The following is a 16985-nucleotide window of genomic DNA, read 5'->3' as shown; positions in this document are numbered from 1 at the left end:
TCTTATGATAAAAAATCATAAAATTGTTCTGATTTTTTTCCATAATCGCGCTTGAATTTTTTTTCAATGTCTTCAATTGGCAAGATCCAAAATGTTGGGCGACCATGTGGGCATGAGTATCGATGTTCTATTCTAGCAAGATCATCTAATAATTGCTGCATTTGTTGTAAATTTAATTTTTCACCAGCCTTGATAGCAGCTGAACATGCCATTTTTGTATGAATTTTTTCATGGAGCAGGTTTGATATTCTTGCAGGGTCATTTTCATCGATTGTATCAATCCAACTAATGATTTGTTGTATTGTTTCATGTAACAGTTGGTTTTTTAGGTGAACTGGTGTTGCTTGAACCATGAGCTGTGTATCAGAAAAAAGTTCTGCATGAATACCATGATCACGCAAAAGCGAAAGATACGGTGTTATTGTCATAATATCATGCGATGATAATTTAATAAATTCAGGAAAAATCAGGTGTACTGTTGCAATATCAGCAAAGTTTTTTTTGAACTGTTCGTACAAAATTCTTTCATGTGCCGCATGCTGATCAACAAAAACTAAATTGCTATTTTTTTCAAACAAAATATAGGTTGTTTTGTATTGGCCTATAATAATAGCATCATGATGTTGTGTTATTTCTATCTGTTCGTACACTGGTTCAATATTTTCATCGTGATGTTGTGCCGGAGTTTGAAATGCGTGCGATGCAAACATTGGCGGGGTAAATTCTATTGTTTCTTCTTCAACTTTGGTATCGACAGAGGTGCTGTTATAACTTGTTGGAATTGAGTTGTTTTTATCAGCTGTAATATCAAAAGAATTAAAATTATTAAAAGTTTTTATATCGATAGGGTTGATAGATTGATGAGATTTTTGTACCTCAACAGAAAATGCAGGGTATTGAGCAGTTGTTTTTGGTTGCGCAAAAGATGTTGGCATCTGGGCAGAGACTGTTTCTTCAAAGGTTGCTTTTAAGCTATTGATAATTACGGCTTCAATTTTTTTTGGATGTAAGAACTTTATTTCTTCTTTTTTGGATGAATGTTTACATCAACCTGGTCAGAAGGTAAGGTAATAAAAATTGCAGCAGCAGGAAATTTTTGTGGAGGAAGTTGCCCGGCATAGCCTTTCATAATTGCTTTGGTTATATCGATATTTTTAATCCAGCGATTATTAACAAAAATAAAAATCTGATTGCGATCATAGCGATAATAACTAGGAACCGAAACAATACCAGAAACTGAGCATAAGGAGTTTGTTAGTTCTGTGAGCGGTATCATTTTATTATATAAATTAAAATCAAATAGCTGTGCGCAGCGATCTATAAGCTTGGTAACTGCAGGACAATTAAAATGAAGCTTATGTTCATCATACAGCTGAAAATGTATAGACTGGTAGTCTAAACAAAGAGCCTGAAACAGCGTGACGATTGCTCGAAATTCAGTTTCATTTTTTTTAAGAAATTTTTTACGGGCAGGAATATTTTCAAACAGATCAGCAATTTGTATGGTTGTACCGGTTTGATGCGTTCGCAATGATTCTTCGATTAAATTTCCAAAACTCCAAGCAATGTAAGTACCAGTTTGATCTGATTCAGTTTTTGTCGTAATACTTAGTTTGCTTACAGAGTTAATGCTTGCAAGAGCTTCGCCACGAAAGCCAAAAGTTGTAATAGATTCAAGATCATGCACCGTTGTAATTTTACTTGTTGCGTGTTGAGCGACTGATAATTTTGCATCATCTGCCGACATACCGCAGCCATTATCCGTGATAATAATTAATGATGTACCTGCTTGATGCACGGTGATGGTAATTTTTGTAGAGCCTGCGTCGATGCTATTTTCAACAAGTTCTTTAATGATATTACTTGGACGTTCAACAACTTCACCAGCGGCGATCTTAATTGCTTCGTGAGCTGGTAATATTTTGATTTTATTAAGGTTTGTCATAGTACATACTTTGTTTTGCATAAGAAAATTACGACATACTCAGTATAGCAGATTCGATATTTTTTTCCATGGGCAAGAAAAAAGCCCTGACGAATCAGAGCTTTTTTCCTGGATCTATTTAAATAGAAGGCTATTTTTTTGAGTGTAATTTCCCTAAGTATTCAATCTGTTTTTTATAAGTTTCTGGAGTTGTTTTATCCATACTTTGAATGTTAATAGGTGTTGTTATAAGATTTTTTTTATATGTTGCATTGTGTAAATCTTTGTGCGCACGAGCTTGAGCTTGGAGTTCTTGTAAATTCTTTAGATTCTCAAGGTCTTGTAAATCTAAAGGTGTATGTGATTTTTTTTGTTTTTGTCTTTCAGCAGAAGCATAAATAAGTTGTAAACCTTTTTCATTGAGTGCATTGAAAGATTTAACACTTAGTTCCCGTTTGTTATTTCTATCAGTTTTAATTAAATCACGTGAAGGTTTTAATGCATCTTCAGATATGTTCCAGCCTTTAGATTGTACAGCTGCAACATACTTATAGGCATGCTCTAGAGTTTTAATATCATGTTTACCAACATTTTCCCAGCGACTTTGAGCGTGTTTATCTGATCCAAGTGCATAGACATAGCCTGGTGCGTACTCTTGCCCTAATTTATTAAGGGTATCTATTCCCGATCCAAACAAGCCACCACTATTACCAGTGAGAACTTTTCTTGTTCCATCATGACTTAATGTGCGTGTAAGGGCAGGTTTGTCAGTTGATTCCATACAGAAGTATGTTGCATGTAACGATAGTAACATTGCTGCTGTTAATGCTATGCGAAATGTTTTCATGAAAACCCCTTTTAAATAATAATGTACTATTTCATGCACAGTATAGAATTAAAAGAACGACTATTCAATGCTTTTTTAATAAAACATTGTAAAGAGTCAATAGCAAGACTAGGCTGAGTTAACCAAATTTAAAAGTAGCATGCAATCCTACGATATCGCTCCGCTCATCTCCGGAAACATGAGTGGCGGCGGCCACTTTACGCTTTTTTATCTAAAAAAAGAGTGTATCAGGCCCACCGGCCAGCAAATTCCCGGAGTTTTCGTAGAAAACGTAGGGCAAAACTCTTTCGTAAAAATTTTGTTCACAGAACCTAGAAAGAGAAATAGGGCTAAAATTTAAAAATTTTAGCCCTACTATATTTAATTATTTTTTCTTTGGTAGATGATACAAATTTGTATCATCTGCAATTTCTACGTCCTGATTAATAGTTGCAAGCAGTTCAGAGAATGCTTTAATATTTTGATAATGCTCATCTTTTTGCAACGTAAAATTCTCTGAGCTTTTAGATTCTCTGTAAAGGTATTGGCAATTTGATGCAGCGTGATGTGCATGTTCTAATTGTTTGGCAAGCGCATCAATATAATCTTTGTCAGCTTGCTGTATAATATCATTTCTTATTTTTCGCAATGCGGGCTCAATTTCATTTGCTTGTTTTTTTAAAGTTTTTTCTAGAGCGTCTTTTTGTAAGGTGAAATATTCAGCAGCTAATGCTTTTGCTAAAACAAAATCAGCGTCGATCTTGTTTGCAGTGCTAAATAGGTTAGCTATTTTTTCCTGTTGCTGAGCTAATAATAAATCTTTCTCTTTAAATCGCTCTCTTGCAGCCGCATTAAATCGATTAAAAGCTTCACTTCGATTTGTTGCATAGTCAGCTTGTAAAGTACCTGATTTAGCAAGGTCCATTAATATTTCGTAATCTGTTTTTCCTGCATGTTTTAAAATTCCATAAGCAGCTGTTGTAAAAAAATTTGAAGGTGCTGGCGTAGCATCTACAGGCTTTATTGATGGAGGTGTTAGATATGAGGTTACTTTTGCTTTTTCTTGAGAAGTTGTTTGGATATTTTGTGGTGCTTGGGGATTTTGTTCTGCTGTTACATCAACCTGCGAGCTATGCATAGTGTTGCATGCGATAGATGATAGTATCAAAAAAATAGATTTTAGATTCATTGAGCTATTCCTTCTATTTGGAAGTTAGGTTGGTTTATTGGAGTATAATCTTGTATTTAAAAAAATCAAAAATTATAATTATGAATAATAGTTATTAAACCTAAAGGGGGTTATGTGGTAGCACTTATATTTTTATATCTTTGTTTTACGGGAACGATGTTTTTAAATAGTTTAATTATGTCGACGAATCATTATCCATTATTTGTTGCAGGTGCACGAATTTTTGGCAGTGGAATTATTTTATTAAGTTTATATTTATCCAAACATAAAAATTCAGTGTGGGAGCAGTTGCGCCAACTACTTCGACCATCTTTTTTTAGCTATGCATTTTGTTTATACACGTTTTCTGCCATCGGTTTTTCCTGGGGGATGCAGTATATTGACCCTGTCAAAGCATGTTTTTTATTCGTGCTTTCACCATTTATTACGGCACTCATGCTTTATTTTTTGCACAATGAAAAACTTAACAGAACAAAATTATTGGGCCTTGCCATTGGCTTTGCATCAGTAATTCCCATTGTATTAGAATCAAACCATGGCCATTTTAACCAAGTATCCTGGTTTATGGCTTTAGCAGGCTATATTGTTTTTGCAGCTGCTATTATTTCCTTTTCTTATGGTTGGATTTTACACAAAGAGTTATCACAAGTTGTTCACGTGTCCTCATCATTGCTGACGGGCATGGCGTTAACCGTGGGTGGAGCTATAACCTTAGTTCTTAATATTTTGGTTGATAGGGATGCTATTTTTAGCATGCAGCTGACCGAGAGCTTTTGGTGGCTGTTATTGTTATTTGCCATGTTAACTGCAATTGGTTACAACCTCTATTCTTCGCTTCTCAAACGATATAGCCCAACATTTATTTCATTTGCAGGGTTTTTAGAACCAGCATTTGGTATGTTGTATGCATCATTATTTTTAGGGCATCAGATATCTTCTATATCGCTTTTTGCTTTGCTTGGGCTTGGGTGTGGACTCTATTTATTTTATCAAGAAGAGTTACGAACGCATTAAAAAGACAAAGCCAAAAACAGGTGCCGCCATTTTACTTTTGCGTAGGAGTTATTACAATACAGGTATATTGTTATATATTTTTATGTGAAAGAATTTCTATGAAAAAACTAATGCTAGCTGCATTGTTGTTCGTAAGTATGCCTGTTTTTGCAGATAGCGCATTTGATAAAGCAAATTATAAAATAGTTTCTAGCATATGGCCTGCTGTAAAAGGTGCTTGTGCAATCGGAATCGCAACATGTATTGGTCAAGTTATTGTTAATTCATTTGAAGCAACAAGAAACATGGATTGTAAAGATGAAAAAATTTTAGCGGCTTGCGTAACTTTGTACTCTGTATTTTTTGCTTCATCTTTGTATGAAGATTGGCTTGCTCAACAAAATAAAGATCAAGAAGAGATTGCTTAAAATTTATTTGGCTTCAAAAAAAAGCCTTTTTTTTGAAGCCATCGTTTCATCTTATAAGAAAAACATCACTTTGTTATTCTTACAATAGTTATATATTTTTTTGAATGTTGTTCATGAACTTAAAAAAAATGGTACACCATTTCAAAAAGCATCAATAATGTCGATAAATTTAGTTTTAGATGCTGTTCCTGTAGCACTTACTGTAGGTGGATGTAGTTGTGTTGTTGATTCTATTTTAGCATCTTTTGATGCAACAAAAGACATGCCAGATAGAGGAAATATTGCAGTAATAACATCTTTATCAGTATTGACTATTTTGTACATATCTTATAAGTATGAAGAAATGCAGAAATCTGAAGAAGAAAAAAAATCTTAATTTTGTATTAAATAAATCGAAATCAAAAAATGAAAAAATTATTTTTTATAAGCTTGTTGATGATGAGCTCGTTAGTTGTAGCAAAGCCTGAATCTGAGTTTGAAAAGTTTCTACGTGAATATAGTGATGCCCGCAAGCATGTAGCAAAGCATGGGACGCCTTTACAAAAAGCATCGATTGCATCTACTGATATAATTTTAAAAAGTGTTGATGTTGCATTGGTCGTTGGTACGTGCAGTTATGTAGTTAATTATGGTTTAGGATCATTTGAAGCAACAAAGGATTTACCAAATAGAGGCACTGTTGCAACAGGAGCTTGTGCATCATTATACGCAGCTTTGTATGCGGCTTATAAATATGAAGAAATGGAGAAATCTCAAGAAAAGCCAAAAGTTGAAGAAAAACAAAAATCTTCATCTTGGTTTTAAGCCACTGAAATTTTAAAAATAAAAAAGCTTCATCATAAAACATGAAGCTTTTTTATTGAGCCCATGCAGTACGATCACGATCAAATTGATCTTTTTTGATCTGTATATTTTTAAAATTATAAGTTTCTAATAATTTTTGTACGATATCACCTTGAGATGCATCGATTTCCATAATCAATTGGTAATTAAGTGCATCATTTTTTTTCAAGTGATGATGAGCCTGTTGTATAATTTGCTCAATAATCTGTATACCTTTGTTTATTGCAAAGAGCGCTCCATGATCTTCCCATGCTGCAACTGATTTGTCCAGTTGAACAGCAGGGTCAATGTAAGGCGGATTTGAAACTATCAAATCAAACTCTAACCCTTGCGGCAGTTGTGCAAAAAGATCAGATTGTAAAAATCTAACGTTCAAGATATTGTTTTTTTGAGCATTTTTTGCAGCAAGATCTACTGCTGATTGAGCAATATCAAGGCAGTAAACTTGAGCTAAGGGAAGTGCTTGTGCAAGAGATAACCCTATGCAGCCAGAACCTGTCCCAAGGTCTAATATGCGTAAATTTTCTATATTTGTTTCTTTCAACATACAGATAACTTCATGTACCCATGCCTCAGTTTCTGGGCGTGGTATTAACGTAGGAGGCTGTACGATAAGTTCAAGATCTAAAAAAGGTACAAAGCCAAGAATATAAGCAAGTGGTTTGTGCTTAACTGCGACTTCTTGAACGTAATGAGCAAGTTGAGCTTGCTCATCGTCTGATAACTCATGGGGATTATACTCAAGTTGGGTTCTGTTTTTTTTTGTAACATGTTCCAGCAACCACCAGGCTTGCTGTGTTGATAAGCTGGTAGCTTGGGTAATTTGTAAAATGAGCTTATTCATGAGTTTGTTTATCAGTAAATGATCCTAAGAGACTGGTGACGTATTCTTGCGAGTTAAACAGCTTCATATCGCCCATTTTTTCACCGTATGAAATATATTCTACCGGGATGTTTAAATTTTGTGTGATAGAAAATATGATGCCGCCTTTACCAGTTCCATCAATTTTAGTTAAGACAATGCCATCAATTTTTACTGCTTCATGAAATATTTTTGCTTGTTGAAATGAATTTTGCCCAAGCATAGCATCGACAGTTAAAAGTGTATGAATTGTTGCATTTGGAAGTTGTTTTTGAATAACTCGTTTTATTTTTTCGATTTCTCGCATTAAATTTTCTTTGGTTTGCAGTCTGCCCGCAGTGTCGATAATTAAAACATCAGCTTGCGACTGTTTAAATTTTTCTGTTGCTCCAAAGGCTATTGCAGCAGGGTCTTGGTGAGCGCTGCCCATAAAAATATCAGCACCGCTCGCAGTTGCCCATGACTTGAGTTGTTCAGGAGCTGCTGCACGAAAGGTATCAGCGGCAGCAAGAATACATGTTTTACCTTTGCTTACAAATGAATATGCAAGTTTGCCTGCAAATGTTGTTTTGCCGCTGCCATTAATGCCAATAAGCAAGAAAATTGAAGAGTTTTTTGGAGCTGTTTGAGCTTGTGCAAGGGTTGCAAGAAGCTCTTTTTCTAAAGCTAGTTGAAGCTGCTTACCATCGACAATCGTACCTGCAGCATACTGTTTTTCAAGTGAAGAAATAATTACTTTTGTTGTGGTAATACCGGTGTCAGCAGTAATTAAAATTTTTTCAATTTCAGTTAAAGTTTCTGGAGATATTTTTTTTTGTGCAAATATAGAGACGAAATGAGAAGTAACAGCACTATAGATTTTTTGTAATGTATTTTTAATAAAGCCAAACATAGATAACCCTTTAAATTTTTTTGGTGAGTTATTTTCTCTTATAAAATGACTCATTTTATTTTAATTAAGTATCACAAAGAAAAATATTTTCGCAAAGCACTTTGTTTATAATTGTGCAAAAAAGATGTGATAGTCAGAACCATTAAATATACCTATCACCGTTTGCGTGCAAAGACATCGACTGGTATCTTTAATTATATACATATTAAAAAAGGTTTTTATCATGATTAAAAAATTGTATTGCATTGTTTTTGGAGTAATAATTTGTTTTTGTAATGGATTACAGGCTTCGTATCTTAGTCGTTTGGCGGTTTATTCAAAGCAGATATCTCAGAAAGTTCAGACCCAAGCAACATCTTTTGCAGAAAAGATAAAGACGTATGATATGCAAAAATTAAAAACTCAGCTGGAAGATTCTTTAAAAGATACCGTCCAGCAGGCAGAAGTTATTGAGCCTATGATACAAGATTCATTAAAAGATGGCTCTCGCAAGTCGATTCATATGAATAAATCAGGTTTGTTTGGAAAAGCGGAGTCGGTTGTTATTGAAAACGTGCAAATTAATCACCATGGGTCAAAAAGTTTTTCTGAATGCTTTTTTACGTGGTTAAAAGAAGGCGGCCAAAAAAGAGTTGCAATGGTTGGAGTTGTTCTTGGTGCTACTGGGGGGTATGCACTTGGTTCTTTTGGTAAGCAGCAACAAACTCGGCCACAAATTATTGTTATGCCAGCTCCTGCCAGCCAGCAGTAGATTCTAAAAGTTTTTGCAAACGAGGTAAAAACATTTTTGTTTGCAAGTAATTATTCCTGTTAAGCATAAAAAACGATTCAATAAATTTATTGAGTCGTTTTTTGGTTAATACGTTGTGTTGTAATTGATGCCGTATGATTGCAAGTAAAAGTTCTTCTCTGTTGATCTGTTCTGTTGTATTAAATATAAGGTGTAAAAAATGCTCATGTGAAAAACATGTTGCATACTGTTCTGTTGTCGCATTGCCTACAAATGTATGCATTTTTGGTGGCTGTGGCGGTAAGTTATAAAAAAATTGATTATTTTCTTGATAACCAATTGAAAGACACGAAAAAGAAGTTGTCAAAAATTCAAAAATTTGTGGTTGTTCTTGTAAGAGTTCTTCTTGAGTTTTTTGATAAGCAACTGGTTGTCGTATTGGGTCAATAGGGCCTGTTGTAATGTCATAAATAATACCAAATAACGTACGATTGTCAGATGTTGCAATGACAAGTGAACCAAATTCAGGAATGGCATCCCACTTCCAACTTTGAGCTTGCCAGTTGGTAATGTTGCTTTCAAGAATTTCAGCAAAAAAAGTTTCGTCTGTTTTAACTGAAGAGGCTTTGTTGTTTTGCTGTTTCATCAGATTTTCCTTTAAAGTTTTTGATAAATGTTGAGCGATGTACAACGCAAGCCTTATTACTTTTAAGCGCTTGTATGTGAGCAGCTGTTCCATATCCTTTATGTTTTTCTAATCCATAGCCTGGAAAAGAGTTATGCATAATTTTCATAATATTGTCACGAGTTACTTTTGCAAGAATTGATGCAGCTGCTATAGATGCTGATTTTGATTCACCTTGCGTCCATGAGGCAACAGGGATTTTTTCATAGGGTGTATTAATTAACGGGAGTGGCATGGCATCAATTGCTATGAGATCAGGCTGTTTTTCAGTTGATTGCAACAGATGAAATAGTGCTTTTTTCATAGTTATTTGTGTTGCAGCATAAATATTCTTTTGATCAATGATTCTGCTGTTACTTATACCAATGTTGTAAGTGCTGTTCATCATGATCCACTTTGAAATAATTTCAAGCTGAACTTTTGTCATGAGCTTTGAATCTTTTAAAAAAACGTTTATAGCATGGGGGTTTAAAATGACGGCAGCAGTCACAATAGGCCCAGCTAAAGAACCTCTGCCAACTTCATCAATACCGCAAATAATTTTATTTTCACGCCAATATCCTTGTTCCAGTTCAAATAGAATAGGATTGTTTTCTTGCGTTTTTATATTTTTTTCTTTCATTGTGAAATTATTTCATTTGACAAATAATTGCCTGTAGATACTCTTTATAGTAATAAGTTGTTTTTATTTATTATACTACCAAAAATTTTCCGATACCGGGAGGAAAGAAATGTCTTTTTCAACATCTACAGAGCTAAGAGTAAAAGAATTATTGCGTGAAAAAGGCTGGACGACTAAAGTTTTAGCTGAAAAAACAGGAATGTCTGAAAGTTATTTAACTCATATTAAAAATGGCACAAGACGTTGGAATGAAGATTCGCTAAGAAAATTAGCAAATGCATTCGAGCTAAGTCCTTTAGAGCTGTTCGCTCAGCGTCGCAAAAGAACTGATAATATTGACAACAATGTTAGCTTACCAGAAACTTCTGATGTAAGTCTTAAAATTCAAGTTGTTCCAGTGGTTGGCGATGTTCCATCAAACCCGTCTCCATACAACAATCAATTAATGCAAATCACAACTGGATTTAAAGAAGTTTTTGTTCCAGTATTAAACACATCTGATAATGCTATGTTTGCATTATCAATCGATAACAATAACTTGTTCCCAACATTTACAAAAGGTGATTTTTTAATTATCTCTCCTGAGGTTTGGACTCGTTCAGGTGATATTGGTGCTGTAGAATTTGGTAACGATATTCCAGTAAAAGCTATTATGCGTGTAACATACACAGACGATTTTATCGTTCTTGAATCTGTTAACCATAAAGAAGCTCCAGTAGCTTTAGTACGCGGTAAAGATCATTTTAGAATTATTGGGCGTGTTGTTCAAAGAATTCAAAGATTAGCGTAAGATTGCACAAGTGAAACCTCTTTGTATATCTTTATATAATCAGGTTTGCTTACTTTTTTCATTTTGAAATACATGAAAAGTGTATCAAAACTAGTAAAATACTATGGTTCTGATACACTTTTTATATTAAATACTGTTTGTTTAACCTATTATAGCCTGTAATCATCTACAGGGTATAGTATCCATATAGGGCGCGTATGTTACGTTACGAAATGTTATTTCTGACTATCCCTGAGATTACTGGGGATGAAACTGAGTCAATTAAGTCTTACTTCCTGAAAGCTGTTCGTTCAGCTCAAGGCGAAATGCTTTCTTTTGAGCGTTGGGGCAAGTACAGACTGGCTTATCCAGTTAAAAAAAATGATTACGGTGTTTATTTCTTAGCACGTTTTGAAGTTGCTTTAGAAAACCGTGATGCATTGTTAAAAGATATTCGTGCTTCTTACATTTTCAAATTTAACACTTTGATTATGAAAAACATGATTCATCGTTTAGAAGGTACTTCTTTAGAATACAAACGTCCTGAATCTCTCGAAGATACTCCGACTGATGTAGATTCATTTTTGAAAAAAAATGACATGGAAGGCTTGTTAAAACCACGTGGTGGCTTTAAAGGCAGAAAACCTGAAGAAAAATCTATTGTTGGTGGAGTAGCTGGTAAAGCTGCAACTTCTTCAGTAAATTTTGATGAAGAAGATGAAGAAGATTTCGAAGATCATAACGAGTAGGATTAAGCTATGACTAAAAAAATTAAATTAAAAATCAGTGCGCGTCTTTTAAAGAAAAAACTACGCAAAGATTCTTCAGGCGGTGCTAAACACTGTAGATTTTGTAACAACCCTGGACTAGTTTCAGAAATCGATTACAAAAACGCTGGTTTCTTACGTAAATTCTTAACAGAACGTGGTAAAATTTTACCAGCTCGTATTTCTGGTAACACTTGTAAATATCAAAAAATGGTTTCTAAAGAGATTAAAAAAGCTCGTATTATGGCATTATTACCATACTGCGCAACTCTTTACTAGAAGCGAATTTTTTGTATGACAGCGTATAAAATTATAGTTGCGTATGATGGCACTGCGTATCACGGGTGGCAATTTCAAAACCATAATATTACTGTCGTGCAAATTTTGCAGGATTGTTTCGAGTCTGTTTTTAAACAGAAGATTACTATTTCAGGTGCGTCTCGTACCGATGCAGGAGTGCATGCCCTTGGGCAAGTTGCAACTTTTACATTGGCTATGCAGATCGCACCTGAAACTTTAAAATTTGCATGGAATAATGCTTTACCTGATGATATTTTAATCAGAGACATAGCAATTGTTCCTGAGGGTTTTAATCCTCGTCATAATGTTTTTCTCAAAACATATAAATATTTCTTTTTTGTTCAACGACCAATGCCTTTATTTCAGCATTGTGGCTGGTATTTTAAACGACCATTAGATTTTGATGAGCTTAATAAAGCCCTTCAACTTTTAGTAGGGGAACATGATTTTCGTTCTTTTTGCACCGGCTATGATATGAAAAGTACGATTCGCACCGTTCATTCTATTCATTTAGAATTTGACGATGCTATGCAGGCTCATGTGATTGTGGTGAAAGGCCGGGGATTTCTTCGTTATATGATTCGTCGTATCGTTGGAGCTTGTTTAACGGTTGCTTCGCGAGATGACCTTTCTCATCATGATGTTCAAGCTGCATTAGATGCAAAAAATTCTGAGCAAACTCTTCCTAATTCTCCATCAAAAGGATTACTTTTGTATGAGATCGTCTACGAGTCACAAGTTCTTTAGATCTATATTTTTGTGACCGTTTACTCTATCTTATTTTATAAGTTTACTTACAAATTTTTAGCTCATATTTAAAGGAAGTTTGATGATAAAATTTTTTAGGCATTATGGCTCTAACATGAAAAAAATTATAGGCATACTTACATGTCTTCTGGGACTATTTTTTGCATACTCATGGTTTTTTTATGACAATGGTATTGTTGACTATGTTGAATCACGAGATAAAGCAGCAATAAAAAAAATATTTGCTGATGAATGGAAAATGCTTATTAGTGATGAAAGCATGAATACCTATTCAGTTGATTTTATGCTTGATAATCGCAGCGAAACACAGCATACAAAATCTGATAAGCTGGTATTAAAAGTGTTGCGTGAGCGTGGCCAAACTATTGGTTTTCTTGCATATTATCCAAAATCATTATATTGGTGGCATTTACTATTTTTAGCAGTTGATAAAGATCATCGCAAAAAAGGGTATGCAACAAAAATGCTTCAATTTGTTATTGATGATATGATTGCTCGTGGTGCTGCAAAGATTACTATTTTTACTCGTTTAGCTAATACAAAAGCTCGTGCATTATATGAAGGTAAGTTTGGTTTTAAAGATATTGCTCATTATCAAGATAAATATATGGATTTAGTCTGGTATCCAGCTAAAAAAAATGTAGATGATCATGATAAAGCTATAAATTCAGCTGCATTACGTTATGACAAACATGCAGTTAATTATGGAAGACTTCAGCAAGTTAGAAATTTGTAAAAGATTTGGTTAATAAAATTTAAAAAAGCTTATGACAAAGAGATTTCTTTGTCATAAGCTTTTTTTGTAAAAGTTATTTTGAATTTACTATTTCTTAAGGTAGATTAAACACAGTTCTACATAAGAAATTTTAAAATTATTAGTATTTTTTTAGAAAGAAACCCCATGCATACAATTAATAAATACATCTTTTTAGTAAGTTCACTTTGTATGTTTTTTCAAATTTGCTATGCATCTTTTGATGAACAAAAATATTGTAAAATGCTTAATGAAGCAGCTTTGCGTGCAGAAATCGCATTGTTATGCAAGCATGATGAAAGCTATCCTCAACGTACTGCTTGCCATGCAATCAATGGAGTAATTGCAGCCTCATATACTGAACGCAAAGCTATGCAATGTTTACATGCATCGTTTTTTAAATACAATCCTGTTATAGCAATTGTACATGGAGAACAAGGATCAATATCGGTTATGCTAGAGCGCACAAATTTTGATGAAATTTTTAAGCAACAGTATCAAGTTGATTACAGTCAAGCCCAGGAAATATTTGATTTTTATCAAGTAGGTAATTAGGACAAAAATCAGCGCTAGTCTTTATTTTTTCATTTCATCAGGAACAGTAATATTCATGTTTTCTAAAATAAAGGGCGCTACATCTGCAAGAGATGTGAGTGTTAAATCTTCTTTGTTGTTTGATGATAACATGTAAAAAGGTACAGGATTACTTGTATGACTTGTGCATGGTTGTGCTGTTATTGTATCGTGCATAACTTCAGCATTACCATGATCAGCTGTTATGTACATAATCCCGTTGCGCTTTGTAACAACCTCTTCATATAATTGTCCTAATTCTCTGTCTAAGCATTCAATTGCTGCAATAGTTGCATCTAAATTTCCAGAATGACCAATCATGTCTGCATTTGCATAGTTGATCAGATAAAAATCAGATGGATTTGTGTGTAAAGATTCTAGAACATGAGCAGTTATTTTTTCAGCTTGCATGCATGGATTTTTTTTAATATCAGCATCAGTTAAAGATGGAACTAAGACTCGTACTTCACCTTGCAGTCTGATATCTTTATGTCCATTAAAAAAATAGGTAACATGTGCATATTTTTCAGTTTCTGCGATGGTAAAAATGGATTTGTTGTGAGCAGATATAACTTCAAGCAGGGTGTTATCTGCTTTTGCAGCTGTAATTAATGGCGTTGTTGCAAGTGATGCGTGGTATAGCACAGGGGTTACAAAAAAAGATAGATCAAGTTCTAAAATTTTTTGAGTCAGTTGAATTGCGCGGTCTGGCCTAAAATTAAAGAAAATAACCCCATCACCTTGTTGAATCGTATGATTTTCTATGCATGCAGTTGGCTGTATGAATTCATCAGTTATATTTTGATCATAACTTTGATTTATTTTATCCGTATAAGATGTTTTGGATGTTTGTTCTTGAGTTAAAATTGAAAAGCTTGCTTGCGTTCTATCCATGTTATTATTTCTGTCCATGGCATAAAATCTTCCATGTATTGATGCAATTTTTCCGCATTTATATTTTTCTAAATCAGTTGCAATAGCATCAAGAAACTGTTGAGCTGATTGTGGGGCTGTGTCTCGACCATCAAGAATTGCGTGGACTAAAATATTAGTGATGTCATGAGATTTTAATACAAATATCAAAGCTTTAAGATGATCAATATTGCTATGAATATTCCCATTGGATGCGAGTCCCAAGAGATGTACAGTCCTGTTTGTATTGAATTTTTTTAATAGATTTGCTATGATGTCAGAGTTCTGTAATATAGATTGTTGCATAGAGTGATTTAATAATGTTGAAGTTTGCTTCATAATTCTACCTGACCCTAAAGCAAAATGACCAACTTCAGAATTTCCATTATAGCCATCAGGCAAGCCAACAAATGTTCCAGCAGCTTGTAAAGTTGTGTAAGAATGTTCAAATTTCCATCTATCAAGATGAGGAGTAGATGCTTTAAAAAAAGCATTATAATAGTTCTGCTCAGATATTCCAAGGCCATCAAGAATAATTAAAATATTCACGGGTGCCGATGACATGTTGATCCTCAAGTGTTTAATATTCATGAGGTTTTTTAAACCATTGAAAAGTGATTAAAATTTTATAAAAACTGATATACATTGGATTCATTGAATTTAAATTCATCAGATATGTATAGTCAAAGTATATATCGATTTTAGATTTTAATAAAAAGGAAATATATGTTTGAAAAGCTTAGAATTATTGCAATATGCAGTATTATGTGGTCGTTTGATGCTTACGCGTACATACAAACAGTAGCAATACCTCTTCGTGATGTATGTATCGAAAATTCTTTTATTCTTTTTTCTTGTGACACAGATGGAAATGAGCATATTGTTGGCTCATCTATATTTCAAGATAATAAAATTGAGTATACTCAACAAGATATGTCACAAAAAATGATAAACATGCAATCTTTACAACAATCTGTTGATGATGTTATTTCGCAAATAAATTGTCATGAGATTATCTGCCAAGAACAAGAGGGTTTATACATTAATTTTCAAATAGATTCTGATTTTCAGATTGTAAAAATTATTATAGTAAAAAATAGTTTTTTTATAGATAATCCTGATTTCCAGCAAGATGATATGTTGTATGATCTTTTTGGAGATGATGATGACGATGATTGGGCCGACATTGAAAATAGTGATCTTCCTATTGTTGATTGCAACAAACAAATAGCTGAGCCAAGGGAGTTATCGTATTATGAAACTATGGTACTTCTTTCGTATGTTGCATGGGCGTATGGACAAATGCAGGTAACGCAAACATATAATTCTACTCTTGAATGGTTTAAATCAAAATATGCTGAATAAGAAAAAAAAATCACAAGAAAACAAACATGAATTTGCATTTTATTGCAATGATGTTTCAGCTTTTACGCATGATACAGATCCAGGTGATATTACGTTCACTTCTGATGAACTGTATCATCGCTTTAAGCATGTTGTTCGTATAAAACCAGGTGATTCTGTTATACTTTTTGATAAAGAGCATAATATTTCATTTTTATTTTTGCGATGCGAAGGTAAGAATAAAGTTGTCGGTATTTGGAAAGATAGAAAAGTTAACAGTAAAGTTATGCCAGCAATAACTTTTTTACTTCCATTATTAAAAATTGATGCACTTTCTGATGCTATTTATTCTTTAACTGAAGTTGGAATCACGACGATTCAGTTACTCTCAACTGAAAAGACCCAAACACCTTGCACGTCAAAATTATTAGAAAAATTAGAACGCGTTGCTATTGCAGCAGCAGAGCAGTCAAAAGATTTTTCTTATCCAACTATTTTGCCACCAGTAGAACTTACTGATTGGTTAAAAACTCCTACTGCAGGCAAGAAATTTCATTTTGATGTCACGGGTGTGCCATTTTCTTCATGGTATAGTCCGATTGATATGCACGAAAGCTACTATCTATTAGTTGGTCCAGAAGGTGATTTAACTGATGTTGAAAAGCAGTTGACCAAGCAAACAGGCTTTGTAGCTTGTTTACTAACCCCCACGGTGCTTCGATCAACGCGAGCAATTAGTCTAGTCTCTGGTTTGTTTAGATTGTAGAATTATGATACTATACAAAATAATCGGCTGAGAATATT

22 protein-coding genes are annotated in these 16985 nt (G+C 33.9%); 13 read left to right on the top strand and 9 right to left on the bottom strand.

What is annotated here, in order from left to right:
- Window positions 1-2 precede the first annotated feature (2 nt).
- From C0J27_RS02770 to C0J27_RS02755, 4 genes are all read right to left on the bottom strand, one after another.
- Complete coding sequence (locus tag C0J27_RS02770; protein WP_115585672.1) at window positions 3-935, bottom strand: DNA mismatch repair MutL family protein; 933 nt, start codon at window positions 933-935, stop codon at window positions 3-5.
- Between the two features lie 80 nt (window positions 936-1015).
- Window positions 1016-1945 (bottom strand): DNA mismatch repair endonuclease MutL, encoded by a 930-nt coding sequence (gene mutL, locus C0J27_RS02765; protein WP_162801747.1) that lies wholly within the window; start codon window positions 1943-1945, stop codon window positions 1016-1018.
- 130 nt (window positions 1946-2075) lie between these two features.
- Window positions 2076-2771 carry a hypothetical protein gene (locus tag C0J27_RS02760; protein WP_115585670.1) on the bottom strand — a complete coding sequence of 232 codons (696 nt, stop codon included), beginning with the start codon at window positions 2769-2771 and terminating at the stop codon, window positions 2076-2078.
- A 364-nt stretch (window positions 2772-3135) separates the two neighbouring features.
- Entirely contained in the window at window positions 3136-3939 is an 804-nt protein-coding gene (locus C0J27_RS02755) for a hypothetical protein (RefSeq protein ID WP_115585669.1), read from the bottom strand.
- A 114-nt stretch (window positions 3940-4053) separates the two neighbouring features.
- Here C0J27_RS02755 and C0J27_RS02750 point away from each other — a divergent pair, with 114 nt between their 5' ends.
- From C0J27_RS02750 to C0J27_RS02735, 4 genes are all read left to right on the top strand, one after another.
- A complete protein-coding gene (locus tag C0J27_RS02750) occupies window positions 4054-4953 on the top strand; it encodes a DMT family transporter (RefSeq protein ID WP_115585668.1) in 900 nt (299 codons plus the stop codon).
- Between the two features lie 98 nt (window positions 4954-5051).
- On the top strand, window positions 5052-5360 hold the full coding sequence (locus tag C0J27_RS02745) for a hypothetical protein (protein ID WP_115585667.1): 309 nt from the start codon (window positions 5052-5054) through the stop codon (window positions 5358-5360).
- Window positions 5361-5517: 157 nt separating this feature from the next.
- On the top strand, window positions 5518-5736 hold the full coding sequence (locus tag C0J27_RS02740) for a hypothetical protein (RefSeq protein WP_115585666.1): 219 nt from the start codon (window positions 5518-5520) through the stop codon (window positions 5734-5736).
- Window positions 5737-5765: 29 nt separating this feature from the next.
- A complete protein-coding gene (locus tag C0J27_RS02735; RefSeq protein ID WP_162801746.1) occupies window positions 5766-6164 on the top strand; it encodes a hypothetical protein in 399 nt (132 codons plus the stop codon).
- 52 nt (window positions 6165-6216) lie between these two features.
- Here C0J27_RS02735 and prmC read toward each other — a convergent pair whose 3' ends face one another.
- Both prmC and ftsY read right to left on the bottom strand, forming a co-directional pair.
- Entirely contained in the window at window positions 6217-7047 is an 831-nt protein-coding gene (prmC, locus tag C0J27_RS02730) for a peptide chain release factor N(5)-glutamine methyltransferase (protein ID WP_115585664.1), read from the bottom strand.
- Complete coding sequence (ftsY, locus tag C0J27_RS02725) at window positions 7040-7957, bottom strand: signal recognition particle-docking protein FtsY (protein ID WP_162801745.1); 918 nt, start codon at window positions 7955-7957, stop codon at window positions 7040-7042. Before ftsY ends, prmC begins: the two co-directional genes overlap by 8 nt.
- 223 nt (window positions 7958-8180) lie before the next feature.
- Here ftsY and C0J27_RS02720 point away from each other — a divergent pair, with 223 nt between their 5' ends.
- Entirely contained in the window at window positions 8181-8708 is a 528-nt protein-coding gene (locus C0J27_RS02720) for a hypothetical protein (RefSeq protein WP_115585662.1), read from the top strand.
- On the opposite strand, the gene C0J27_RS02715 is transcribed toward C0J27_RS02720, so the two are convergent.
- On the bottom strand, window positions 8680-9333 hold the full coding sequence (locus C0J27_RS02715) for a hypothetical protein (protein ID WP_115585661.1): 654 nt from the start codon (window positions 9331-9333) through the stop codon (window positions 8680-8682). The genes C0J27_RS02720 and C0J27_RS02715 overlap by 29 nt on opposite strands.
- On the bottom strand, window positions 9299-9994 hold the full coding sequence (gene rnhB, locus C0J27_RS02710; RefSeq protein ID WP_115585660.1) for a ribonuclease HII: 696 nt from the start codon (window positions 9992-9994) through the stop codon (window positions 9299-9301). The genes C0J27_RS02715 and rnhB overlap by 35 nt, the downstream gene beginning before the upstream one ends.
- Before the next feature lie 109 nt (window positions 9995-10103).
- Between rnhB and C0J27_RS02705 the strand changes: the two genes are divergently transcribed.
- The 6 genes from C0J27_RS02705 (at window position 10104) to C0J27_RS02680 (ending at window position 13907) form a co-directional block, all read left to right on the top strand.
- On the top strand, window positions 10104-10784 hold the full coding sequence (locus tag C0J27_RS02705) for an XRE family transcriptional regulator (RefSeq protein ID WP_115585659.1): 681 nt from the start codon (window positions 10104-10106) through the stop codon (window positions 10782-10784).
- Window positions 10785-10981: 197 nt separating this feature from the next.
- Window positions 10982-11512 carry a 30S ribosomal protein S6 gene (locus C0J27_RS02700; protein WP_115585658.1) on the top strand — a complete coding sequence of 177 codons (531 nt, stop codon included), beginning with the start codon at window positions 10982-10984 and terminating at the stop codon, window positions 11510-11512.
- A gap of 9 nt (window positions 11513-11521) precedes the next feature.
- A complete protein-coding gene (gene rpsR / locus C0J27_RS02695; protein WP_115585657.1) occupies window positions 11522-11809 on the top strand; it encodes a 30S ribosomal protein S18 in 288 nt (95 codons plus the stop codon).
- 15 nt (window positions 11810-11824) lie between these two features.
- A complete protein-coding gene (gene truA, locus C0J27_RS02690) occupies window positions 11825-12577 on the top strand; it encodes a tRNA pseudouridine(38-40) synthase TruA (protein ID WP_115585656.1) in 753 nt (250 codons plus the stop codon).
- Window positions 12578-12692: 115 nt separating this feature from the next.
- Window positions 12693-13334 carry a GNAT family N-acetyltransferase gene (locus C0J27_RS02685; RefSeq protein ID WP_162801744.1) on the top strand — a complete coding sequence of 214 codons (642 nt, stop codon included), beginning with the start codon at window positions 12693-12695 and terminating at the stop codon, window positions 13332-13334.
- A gap of 165 nt (window positions 13335-13499) precedes the next feature.
- Entirely contained in the window at window positions 13500-13907 is a 408-nt protein-coding gene (locus C0J27_RS02680) for a hypothetical protein (protein WP_115585654.1), read from the top strand.
- Window positions 13908-13928: 21 nt separating this feature from the next.
- Here the strand turns inward: C0J27_RS02680 and gpmI are convergent, their stop codons facing one another.
- The gene (gene gpmI / locus C0J27_RS02675) at window positions 13929-15401 is read right to left on the bottom strand and encodes a 2,3-bisphosphoglycerate-independent phosphoglycerate mutase (RefSeq protein WP_162801743.1); all 1473 of its coding nucleotides are present in this window, start codon (window positions 15399-15401) and stop codon (window positions 13929-13931) included.
- A 162-nt stretch (window positions 15402-15563) separates the two neighbouring features.
- Here gpmI and C0J27_RS02670 point away from each other — a divergent pair, with 162 nt between their 5' ends.
- Together C0J27_RS02670 and C0J27_RS02665 are read left to right on the top strand one after the other, a co-directional pair.
- Window positions 15564-16202 carry a hypothetical protein gene (locus C0J27_RS02670; protein WP_115585652.1) on the top strand — a complete coding sequence of 213 codons (639 nt, stop codon included), beginning with the start codon at window positions 15564-15566 and terminating at the stop codon, window positions 16200-16202.
- Window positions 16192-16947 (top strand): RsmE family RNA methyltransferase, encoded by a 756-nt coding sequence (locus C0J27_RS02665; protein WP_162801742.1) that lies wholly within the window; start codon window positions 16192-16194, stop codon window positions 16945-16947. The genes C0J27_RS02670 and C0J27_RS02665 overlap by 11 nt, the downstream gene beginning before the upstream one ends.
- Window positions 16948-16985 lie beyond the last annotated feature (38 nt).

The sequence above is a fragment of the Candidatus Chromulinivorax destructor genome (assembly GCF_003366055.1).
GTDB lineage: Bacteria > Babelota > Babeliae > Babelales > Chromulinivoraceae > Chromulinivorax > Chromulinivorax destructor.
Note: the sequence above shows the minus strand (reverse complement) of the source record. Positions and strands in the feature narration are given on the sequence as shown.